Here is a 10,989-nt window from a genome sequence, read left to right on the forward strand (position 1 = left end):
CGGGAGGCCGGAGACTTGCTTGTTTTCCCGCCTGGAGAGAGCCTTACTCCCGCAGCAATGCCATATTTCCAAGGAGTGTGCCAAGTCATGAAAAGAAACCGGTCCGAAACGCTGTACAAAGAAGCCCTGCGCCATATCGTCGGAGGCGTCAACAGCCCCTCCCGCTCCTTCAAGGCGGTGGGCGGCGGAGCTCCCGTGTTCATGAAACGCGGGCAGGGCGCCTATTTCTGGGACGAGGACGACAACCGCTACATCGACTACTTGTGCGCCTACGGGCCGATCATCCTCGGCCATGCGCATCCGCATGTCACGGAAGCCATCGTCCGCGCCGCGCAGAATGGAACGCTGTACGGAACGCCCACCGAGCTGGAGATCAAGCTGGCTCGGCTGCTCAAGGCGGCCATTCCGTCGATGCACCAGGTGCGGTTTGTGAACTCCGGGACCGAAGCGGTCATGACGACGATCCGGGTCGCCCGGGCGTTCACCGGCCGCAGCAAAATCATCAAGTTCGCCGGCTGTTACCATGGCCATTCCGATCTCGTGCTGGTGGCCGCCGGCTCCGGCCCGTCTACGCTCGGCACGCCGGACAGCGCAGGCGTTCCCGGCAGCATCGCCCAGGAAGTCGTCACGGTGCCGTTCAACGACCTGGACGCGCTCGCCGCTGCTCTGGAACGCTGGGGCTCCGAAACCGCCGCCGTCATGGTGGAGCCCATCGTCGGCAACTTCGGCATGGTCATGCCCAAGCCCGGCTTCCTGAAAGGCCTGTGCAAGCTGGCCCGCCAGCATGGCGCGCTGGTCATCTACGACGAAGTCATTACCGCGTTCCGCTTTCACTACGGCTCGGCGCAAACCTTCGAGGACCTGCTTCCCGGCTGGATGCGGGAAGGCTCGGCCGCTCCCGAACCGGGCGGCGCGGCGGAGGCCTGCGACTGCCCGGCGGCGGGCCAGGCGGGGCTCGAGCTGAGCCGGGACGCGTACTTCGCGTCGATCGAGCCGGACCTTACCGCGCTCGGCAAAATCATCGGCGGCGGCCTTCCGATCGGAGCATACGGCGGCCGCAAAGAAGTGATGGAGCAGGTCGCGCCTCTCGGCCCTGCCTATCAGGCGGGCACGATGGCCGGCAATCCCGCTTCCATCGCCTCCGGCATCGCCTGCCTCGAAGCGCTGTCCGGGCAGGAGGTCTATCCGCGCATGAACCGGCTCGCCGCCCGGCTGGCCGACGGAATCGCCGAATCGGCGCGCCGGCACGGCGTTGACCTGACGGTCAACCGCATCCGCGGTTCGTTCTCCACCCATTTCTGCGGCCATCCCGTCACCAACTATGAACAGGCGCAGGATACGGACAGCGAAGCCTTCGCCCATTTCTTCCGCTTAATGTTGGACAAAGGCATCTGCCTGGCCCCCTCCAAATACGAAGCCTGGTTCCTGACGACGGCGCACTCGGAGGAAGACATCGCCTATACGCTGGAAGCGGCCGACGTTTCCTTTGCGGCCATGGCTGCTGACCGGAAGGGGTCCAGATAAGGCGTCACCCGCTTCGCGGTGAACACGGCGGCTTCACCCGGTAGGTCCCAAAGAGGGGATCGCCAACAGACAGAAAGAGCAAGCCCTCGGCCGGTTGGCCGTGAGCCTTGCTCTTTTTTTCTTCCCGCGTGTCCCTTTCGGCCGGCGGAACGGAACCGGATTTTCGGGAAATGGAAAAAGCCGCCCCGCATGGGACGGCTTCACAAACTCACCTTTATCGTTTCGGATGCGGCTCACATCCGCCTATTGATTGCCTTAAAACAACGAAAGCCCTGCCTCTCTTTCATCCTTGCGGCTCCGATGACCGCGCCAGTGTGAATTAAGCGCCTCTCAATAAATCTGAATCTCTTCACCGTTGGATTGCCTTGCATAGAGTGGAGGTAAAAACTGCGGTGTTGCGGGGAAAAGATTCTATTTTGTTTTGTAAAGGGGACGACTGAGTTTGATACAAGTACGTATTCTACCACATGTTTTCCCAAATAACAATAGACGACCATGACATTTTGCATACATTTTTCTCGATTTCCTGCTGCTGCCGCCATCTTTCGCTATAATCAAACTTCCCCTTTTAGCAGGCCCGCAGACGTCCTATACTAAGCCGGTACGGAAAATTCAACGAGGAGTGATGTTCTATGTCCACGCTTTTCAACGTCACGCTAGCCGCTCGCCAACAACCCATAATCACCGGAGCCGCCGCCCGTTGCTTTTGACCGTCAAAAGCTCTGCGGCAGGCCGCGGCCCGACTTGCAGAGGAGGAATTCCCGTGAATACGGAAATCGAAAAACAACCCTTAACCGAATGGGGCTGGAGCCCGTCTTGGGCCAAAGCCTTTGAACCCTATGAAAACCAAGGCTATCTCGCCGGCCGCGTCATCGCCGAGCACAAACGCATGTATACGGTGCAGACGGAGGACCGGGAGCTGCTGGCCGAGGTGACCGGAAAGTTCCGGTTTGCCGCCCAGGAGCGGGACGACTACCCCGCCGTTGGAGATTGGCTGGCCCTGAAGCCGTGGGAAGGCGAGGACCGTGCGTCGATCCACGCCATTCTTCCCCGGACGAGCAAGTTTTCCCGCAAAGCAGCCGGACAAACCACGGATGAGCAGATCGCGGCCGTCAACGTCGACACGGTGCTTCTTGTGGCGGCGCTGAACCACGATTTCAACCTCCGCCGGCTGGAGCGCTATTTGATTCTCGCCTGGGAGAGCGGCGCATCTCCCGTGGTCGTGCTGAGCAAGGCCGACCTCAGCCCGGACCCGATCGGAGCCGCCGCCCAGGTCGAGGCGATCGCGCCCGGCGTCCCGGTGCATGCCGTCAGCGTGCTGAGCGGCGAAGGGATGGACGAGCTTGGCGTTTACCTGAAGCCCGGCCATACCCTGACGCTGCTCGGCTCCTCGGGCGCAGGCAAATCCTCGCTCGTCAACAAGCTTGCCGGGCGGGAGCTGCAGGTCACGCAGGATGTCCGCGAGGACGACTCGCGCGGCCGGCACACGACGACGCACCGCGAGCTGTTCCGGCTGCCGGGCGGCGCGCTTGTCATCGACACGCCGGGCATGCGGGAGCTGCAGCTGTGGTCGTCCGACGATGGGCTGTCGGAGGCCTTCTCCGACATCGAGGCGCTGGCGGAGGAGTGCCGGTTTGCCAACTGTACCCACCGCAAAGAACCCGGCTGCGCCGTCAAAGCCGCGATCGCCGGCGGACGGCTCGACGCCTCCCGTCTGGAAAGCTACCGCAAGCTGGAGGCGGAGCTGGCCTTTATCGCCCGCAAGGAAGAGCAAAAGCAGCGAATGCTGGACAAAGGCGCGAAGAAAACGGCGCCCGCGCGGCGAAACCACCGGAACTCGGCTGATGAATAACAGCCGGAGGAAGATTGCTGGAAAGATTGGCGGAGGAAGTTTGCCGAAAAGATAGGCAGAGGAACACAACCGGAAAGGCAGACGTAGGAAGGCGGCCGGTAAGGCGGCTGGAGGCAAGCTGCCGGAAAAGCGGTCGGAGGCAAGCTGCCGGAAAAGGCAGCGGGTCGTCCGCTTTGGCTCCGACTTCCGCGTTTCCGGGACATAAAGCACATACAAAACGGGTTCCCCTCTTTTACGAGAGGAAACCCGTTTTTTTTCGCCGCTCTGCGCGAGGCAGCCAACCCGCCGGGCATCAGAAGCCGTAGATCGTCATGCCGCCGTCTACAAACAGGGTTTGGCCGGTGATATAGGTCGACGCTTCCGACGACAGGAACACGACGGGGCCGACCAGCTCCCGCACGTCTCCGATCCGTTTCAGCGGGGTGCGGTCCAGCACCTCCTGCACGAAGGCCTCGTTTTGCAGCAGCTTTTCGGTCAGCGGAGTTTTGAAATACCACGGGCCGATGGCGTTAACCAAAATGTTGTGCTTCGCCCATTCCAGCGCCAGGATTTTGGTCATCTGGATCAGTGCGGCCTTGGTGGAGCCGTAAGCCACGCCGGTCCGAAGCGCAACGTGACCGGCGACGGACGCAACGTTGATGATCCGCCCTCCGCCCGCTTCCTTCATATGGCGCGCGGCGCATTGGGACATCATGAAAGCGGATTTCAGGTTCGTCTGCACAATGGTCTCCCACTCTTCATCCGTTACCTCCAGCGCAGGCGTCCGGATGTTCATCCCGGCGTTGTTGACCAGGATGTCCAGCCGTCCGGCTTCCCGGATCACTTGTCCAACCGCCGCTTCCACGTCCGCCCGCTTGGAAACGTCGGCTGCTGCGACGTAAGCTTTGCGCCCGGCCGCCCGTATCTCCGCAGCCGCCTCCACCAGGTCGCTTTCCGTGCGGGCGACCAGCGCGACATCCGCCCCCGCTTCCGCCAGCCCAAGCGCCAGCGCCCGGCTGATTCCTTTTCCGGCGCCGGTCACAAGCGCTGTTTTTCCTTCCACTCCAAACGAAGGCACCCTCATTGCACATTCTCCTTTATCGTCTCTCTTGCGAAACGCTTTCTCGCACGCGGCTTTTTATTCTTTAGCAGCCTGCCCGTAAACCTCCCGGTACAAAACGGATCGAATCGAGTCAAATTGGCTGCGGTCAAGCGCCTCGGGCCGGCTCATCAGAGCAAGCGGCAGGGCGGCCTGCCCTTCCCGGAGCGGGGGCTGCTCGTAGGCGAACGGATTCAGGCGGAAGCCCAGCCGTTCATAAAAGCGGATGCGACGCCGTTTCGGTTCGTCCTCCGGCAGCTCGACCTCCAGAACCGCCGGCTTGTCCGAGCCGCCGAGGAACGCCGCCATCAGCCGGGTTCCGATGCCTGTTCCCCTGGCGGCCGGGGCAACCGCGAAATGCTCCACAAAACGAAACCCGGCAAACGTCCAGTAGCCCATCACGCCGAGCACCTTTTCCCCGGAGGCAGTTTTCTCGGCGATCAGACGATAAGCCGGATTGCCGAGCAGCGCCCGCTGCCCCTCCTTCGTCCGCAGCTCGGTGCGCGGAAAGGAAGCCTCCAGCAGCGCATAAATCTCGTTAAAAAGCGTTTCCTCCATGCTAGCGTTCCACATGGGCCGTGCCCAGCATGGCCGCCAGGGCTTCCGCCTGCGTCGGCAGCCCCTCCCAATCTCCCTCCACCTGCACCACCATCGAGCCCAGCAGATTGCCGAAGCGCACCGCTTCCACAAGCTCGCTGCCTTTCAGCAGACCGGAGAGAAAACCGGCGCTGAACGCGTCGCCTGCACCTACCGTATCCACCACATGCGGCACACGGAAAATCGGGACCGCCTGCACCCGGTCCTTTTCAATGATCAGCGTCTCTTCTTCGGCTTTCAGGATCGTGATGCCCGGAAGCTCCCGGAGCCGCCGGACGATCTCGTCGCGGTCTTTCGTTTCCCAAAGCAGCTGCAGCTCCTCCAGCCCCGGCAGAAAATAATCCGCCTCCGCCGCAAGCGGCAATAGCGTCTCCCGCGCCTCTTCCACCGCCCACAGCTTGAGCCGCAAATTCGGGTCGAAGGTGACCTTGACGCCGTGTTTTTTGGCCAGGCGCACCGCTGCCTTCACGGTTTCCCGCGCCGGCCCGCCGATCGCGGCCGTGATCCCCGTGACGTGCAGAACGGCGGCACCCGCTATGTAGGCTTCATCCAGATCGTCCGGCCGGATGAGACTGGCCGCCGAATTCCGGCGGTTGTAAAACACCGACGATTTACCGGCCACCTTTTCCCGGATCATGATCCCGGTCGGTCCCCGGTCGGAAAGCCGCGCCCGTGAAACGTCGACGCCTTCGCCCCGTACCTTTTTGAGAATGGAGCGGCCGAGCGGGTCGGCTCCCAGATGGCCGAACCAGCCGGCCCGGTGGCCAAGCCGGGAAAGCCCGATGGCCACGTTGGTTTCCGCCCCTCCGAAAAGCGACTTCAAATAAGGCGAAAATTCGATCCCCTTGCTTTCCGTCGGCATAAACAGTGCCATCGACTCGCCGAACGTGACCAGCTCAGGGCTGCCCGCCGCACCGTTTTCTCCCCCGTCAGGTAACGATTCCAGGCCCATGCTGCAATCCTCCTATGTCCAACCTTATTTTTCTTCCATCATACCTTTTTCGGATGCGGGGTTAAAGCCCCGGCGCTCCGATCATCTGCAGCCGTTTGCCGCAGCTTTGGCTTCTTTTTCCAAGCTCGGTCTCTATGCTCAATTGCGGGCGCTCCTCGCAGCTCTGGACTTCCGGTCAGCCTTGGGCTTCTCGCTCGGCCTTGGGCTCTCCGCTCGGCTTGTGCTCTTCGCTTAGCCTCGACTCTACGCAACCTTGTGCGCTCCGCTCGCTTGTCGTCTATTTCCCGCCGACTTGGATTCGCCCCCACAGCGTTGGGTTCTACGCTCAGCGTTGGGCTCACCGATCAGCTTCAACCCTCCGCTCAGCCTTGGCTCTCCGCTTAGCCTTGACCCTCCGCTCAGCCTTGGGCTCTCCTCTCGGCTTGTGTCCTTCGCTCGGCTTGTGCTCTTCGCCCAGCTTGTACTTTTCGCTCAGCTAAAAGCCGTCAACAGCCTCTTCAATCCGGCGCGGACATTTCTAACGGTTGCAGGAGAGCTTATTTGGCGAAAAAGACCCTGTTTCCATTTCTAACGGTTGTGAGCGAGCTTATTCACCTCCAAAAGCCGGAAAAGCGGCCTCTCATCGTCAAATAAGCTCCGTGGCAACCGTTAGATTTTGAAAAGCCTCGTTTTTGGCGAAATAAGCCCGCTGGCAACCGTTAGAATTTTTCGACCGTCACCTTCTCCGTCATTACGTTCCCTTCACCCCAACACAGCCAACACAACAAACGCAACAAGCGCAGCAAACGCGCAAAAGCAGCAGCATAGAGAACACATCAAATAAAGCAACCACAGCCAACGCAACAAACTGAGCAAATGCAGCAAAAGCAGCAACTACCGCAAATGCAGCAGCACAGCGAACACATCAAATAAAGCAACCACTGCCAACGCAAAAAACTCGGCAAATGCAGCAAAAGCAGCAACTACCGCAAACGCAACAAGCGCAGCAAACGCGCAAAAGCAGCAACACAGCGAACACATCACACCGCAAACGCAGCAAAAAATCCGTCCGCTCCCAAAGGGAACGAACGGATGCATCTGCGAAACACTCCGGTACTCTTTTAGTTCGGGTTGCCCGCGTTTTGCGGGAAAGACAGCCCGCTGTTCCGGCGCTTCAGGAAGAGCCCGATCAAATCCGTAAACGCGCCGCAGACCACCAGCATCAGAAGCGGCATCATGCCAAGCGTATAACGGGTAACCGGGATAAAGAGCAGCGAGAAGCCGAGGAACATGAAGAAATGCACCGCCAGAAAGCGATACGGCTTGCGGATGAACGGCAGAACCGCCGCAAGCGGCATCCCGGCATAAACCAGGAATTTGTGCAAAAGGCGCAGCACGTATTCCCAAGGCTTGAAGCCCAAATGCAGAAAATACTCGTAGGAGTAGATGCCCTTGAGGAACATCGCCTTCATTTTGCCGAGCGTGAACCAGCGGATCCACAAGCCCGGGTCCGTTTTCAGCCCTTCCTTCAGCCGTTCCATCCCGAGCTCGGTCTGGCGGCTGTAGTCGACCGTGTTCCAGTCGATCGGGACTTTGCCGTACGGATCGGTGCCGCCGAGGAACGGGTTGCCGGAGCCTTCCGACAGCAAAATGAATTTGTCCATCGTGATCAGGTTGCGGATCCACCAAGGCAGCATGAGCAGGCAGAACGCCCCCGCCCCGAACAAAATCTGCTTCAGGAACAGCTTGCGGTGCTTCGCCCAAAGGAACAGGTAAGGAACGATGGTAATGATGATCGTGTTGGGCCGGGCGAGCGTCGCCACAGCGGCCAGCACACCGGCGATAATGTGGTCGCGCGTTTTGTTCTCCTGAATGATCCTCACCTGGTAATAAAGCGCCGCGATGAAAAACGGCAGGAACAGGTTTTCCGAGAGAATCAGCCCGGTTACATAAATATTGGGGCCGTAAATGGTCATGAGAATCGCGGCCAATAGTCCCGTCCAGCGGTTAAACAAACGCTCCCCGATCCGGTAGATGTACCAGACGCCGGCAATGGACAGGATCGCGTTGAAAACGCGGATGATGTCGTGCAGCTTCTCGACGTCGCCGTAGCCGAACACCTTCATCACGCCGGCGATAAACAGCGGCCAGCCGGGCGGCACCTTGGCGTTGGAGACCTCTTCCTTATAGCCGTAAACCCCGTCCTCGATCAGCTGCTGAGCCATCAGGGTGTAGTAGTGTTGGTCGTTTTTAACCGGTTTGAATTCGTAATTGGTGACATAATCCAACCGCATAAACAGTGCCACGGCAAGAATGACAAAAATGAAATACTTCGACCACTTCTGAACTGCTTGCATGCCCTTGATGAAAACCATCTCCTTAAACAAACAAAATAAGCCCGGAGCCATTGCGCCGAACGCGCAGACATTCCGATTCTATCATTATTCAACGATTTGGAAAACAAAAAAGTTGCCTCCAAATCTGCTATACTCGTAAAAGAAATCAAACGACAGGGAGAGAAGCGGCTTGAAAACGTTGGTGATTGCCGAAAAACCGGACATGGGGCGCAACATCGCGGCGGCGATCGAGCCGAAAGCGGCGAACAAACGCACCCATCTCGAAGGAGAGCGGTACGTGATCACCTGGGCCATCGGCCACCTGATTACCTTGGCGGAGCCGGACAAATACGACGACCGCTACAAAAAATGGAGCATAGGCGACCTCCCCATCATCCCGGAGAAGTTCAAATTGATCCCGGTATACCGCACCCGCGACCAGCTCAAGGTAATCGCAGAGCTGGCGAAGGGCTGCGACCGGATCGTCAACGCCTGCGACGCCGGACGGGAAGGCCAGCTGATCTTCGATTACATCCGCCAGCACCTGAAGCTGCGGCAGCCGGTCGACCGGCTGTGGATTTCCGACCTGACCGCCGAAACGATCCGCCGCGGCTTCGCGGAGCTGAAAAGCGGCGCGGAATACGACAACCTGACAAAAGCGGCGCGGGCCCGCAGCGAAGCCGACTGGCTGATCGGCATGAACGGCTCGCGGGCGTTTACGACCCGCCACAACGTCCTGCTGTCCGTCGGCCGGGTGCAAACGCCCGTCCTGGCGCTGATTTACGACCGGCAAAAGCAAATCGAGGCGTTTACGTCGGCGAAGTTTTACGAGGTGGAGGCGTTTTTCCGCCAGGACGACACGCTTTATCGTGGCCTTTGGCGGGGGGAGCGGCTGACGGATGCCAAAAAGGCGGAGGAGCTGGCCGCCAAGGTGAACGGAAAACCCGGCAAGGTCGCCTCCTATGAGAAAAAAGATACGCGGGAGTACCCGTTCAAACTCTACGACCTGACCCTCCTGCAGCGGGAGGCGAACGCCAGGCACGGGTTTTCCGCCAAAAAGACGCTGGACGTCGCCCAGGCGCTGTACGAGAAGCACAAGGTCATTTCGTACCCCCGGACCAACTCCAACTATGTCACCGAGCAGAACCTGCCGGATATGCACAAGGCGCTGGACATGCTCAAAAGCACCGAATACGAAGCGCTGGCGGCAGGCGCGAACCGGAGCCTGGTGCACAAGGGCAACAAGGCGGTCTGCAACCCCGCTCGGGTTGAGGATCACCATGCCATTTTGCCGACGCTGAAGAAGCCCGGCGGGGGGCTTTCGCCCGACGAGAAAAAGATCTACGATCTGGTGGTCCGGCGGTTTTTGGCGCATTTTTACCCGGCGGCGGAATACAAGGTGCACACGGTGCTGACCGAGGCGGAAGGGGAAACGTTCCGAACGACCGTGAAGGAGCTGGTTTCGGAAGGCTGGAAGGTCGTGTATGCCGGCCAGGAGCAGGGCAAGGCGCGCGGCGGCAGCCGCAAGAAGCAGACCGACGGGGCGGACGGCAAGGATAGCGGAGACAGTGACGGAAGCGACGATACGGTTGAAACCACCGCGCCGTTTGTGCTGGACAAGGACCGGCCGGTCCGCTGCGAGGAAGCGAAAGCGAAGGAGAAGGAAACGCAGCCGCCCAAGCCCTACACGGAAGGCACACTGCTGAAAGCGATGGAAAGCGCGGGCAAGCAGGTGGAGGACGACGAGCTGCGCGAAGCGATGAAGGATTCCGGCCTCGGCACGCCGGCGACCCGGGCCGCTACCATCGAGCGGCTGAAAAAGGTCGGTTACGTGGACATGCAGGGCAAGAGAATCGCGATCACGCAAAAAGGCCGCATGGCGGTCGAGCTGATCCGCGGCGCGGGCGTCGATCTGCTCACCTCGCCGGAGATGACCGGCCAGTGGGAGCGGCGGCTGACGGAAATTTCGCGCGGCCAGGCATCCGACGAAGCGTTTATGGGCAAAGTGAAGCAGTTTGCCGGCGTGATCGTCGACAAGGTGCGCGGCCAGGCCCCCGCCGCCCGGTCTGCATTCGGCGAAGCCGAAGGCGGCCGGCGCGGGGGACGCGGCGGCCGGACGGCACGCGCGGGCGCGAGTGCTGGTGCGGGCGCGAGTGCTGGTGCGGGCGCGGGCAAAGCGGCCGGCGGGACGCAGAGGCGGACCGGCCGGGCGGCTGCGGGAAGCGGAGCTGCGGGAAGCGGAGCTGCGGACAGCGAGACCGGAGCCGCGAGAGCGGCACGCGGCGGTCCAGGCGCCGGCGAGCGGGAGGCGGAAGCTAAGCCCGCAGGTTCGGCGGACGCGGGCGGCGGGTATACCGTCGTCGGAAGCTGTCCGCGCCCCGGCTGCGGCGGCACGATCTTTCTCGGCCGCAAGGGCTACGGCTGCAGCCATTACAAAAGCGGCTGCCGGTTCGTCATATGGAAGGAAAGCCTCGGCAAGACGCTGACCGATACGATGGCTCGCTCGCTCCTTGCCAAAGGCTCCACCGGCAAGCTCAAATTCCAACGTCCGGACGGCACCGCCTTCGACGCCAAAATCCGGCTGAAGGACCCGACGACCGGCGAGCTGGAGCTGGAAGTTTGACACCGTAGCGATCAAAAGCCTCCCGGCCCCGCATGCTTGCGGCGGCCG

7 protein-coding genes are annotated in these 10,989 nt (G+C 60.8%); 3 read left to right on the plus strand and 4 right to left on the minus strand.

The window, feature by feature from the left end; genetic code table 11:
- Positions 1 to 87 precede the first annotated feature (87 nt).
- On the plus strand, positions 88 to 1,524 hold the full coding sequence (locus AC6I6H_RS01775; RefSeq protein WP_497950305.1) for an aspartate aminotransferase family protein: 1,437 nt from the start codon (positions 88 to 90) through the stop codon (positions 1,522 to 1,524).
- Between the two features lie 763 nt (positions 1,525 to 2,287).
- Complete coding sequence (gene rsgA / locus AC6I6H_RS01780; RefSeq protein WP_497950307.1) at positions 2,288 to 3,376, plus strand: ribosome small subunit-dependent GTPase A; 1,089 nt, start codon at positions 2,288 to 2,290, stop codon at positions 3,374 to 3,376.
- 292 nt (positions 3,377 to 3,668) lie between these two features.
- Here the strand turns inward: rsgA and AC6I6H_RS01785 are convergent, their stop codons facing one another.
- The 4 genes from AC6I6H_RS01785 to AC6I6H_RS01800 form a co-directional block, all read right to left on the minus strand.
- Positions 3,669 to 4,439 carry an SDR family NAD(P)-dependent oxidoreductase gene (locus AC6I6H_RS01785; RefSeq protein ID WP_497950309.1) on the minus strand — a complete coding sequence of 257 codons (771 nt, stop codon included), beginning with the start codon at positions 4,437 to 4,439 and terminating at the stop codon, positions 3,669 to 3,671.
- A 54-nt stretch (positions 4,440 to 4,493) separates the two neighbouring features.
- A complete protein-coding gene (locus AC6I6H_RS01790; protein ID WP_497950311.1) occupies positions 4,494 to 5,012 on the minus strand; it encodes a GNAT family N-acetyltransferase in 519 nt (172 codons plus the stop codon).
- Position 5,013: 1 nt separating this feature from the next.
- Complete coding sequence (locus tag AC6I6H_RS01795) at positions 5,014 to 6,003, minus strand: sugar kinase (RefSeq protein ID WP_497950316.1); 990 nt, start codon at positions 6,001 to 6,003, stop codon at positions 5,014 to 5,016.
- 1,100 nt (positions 6,004 to 7,103) lie between these two features.
- Entirely contained in the window at positions 7,104 to 8,369 is a 1,266-nt protein-coding gene (locus tag AC6I6H_RS01800; protein ID WP_497950320.1) for an ArnT family glycosyltransferase, read from the minus strand.
- A gap of 139 nt (positions 8,370 to 8,508) precedes the next feature.
- Here AC6I6H_RS01800 and AC6I6H_RS01805 point away from each other — a divergent pair, with 139 nt between their 5' ends.
- The gene (locus tag AC6I6H_RS01805) at positions 8,509 to 10,941 is read left to right on the plus strand and encodes a type IA DNA topoisomerase (RefSeq protein ID WP_497950323.1); all 2,433 of its coding nucleotides are present in this window, start codon (positions 8,509 to 8,511) and stop codon (positions 10,939 to 10,941) included.
- The last annotated feature ends 48 nt before the right edge of the window (positions 10,942 to 10,989 follow it).

It is taken from the genome of Gorillibacterium sp. sgz306347 (assembly GCF_059735245.1).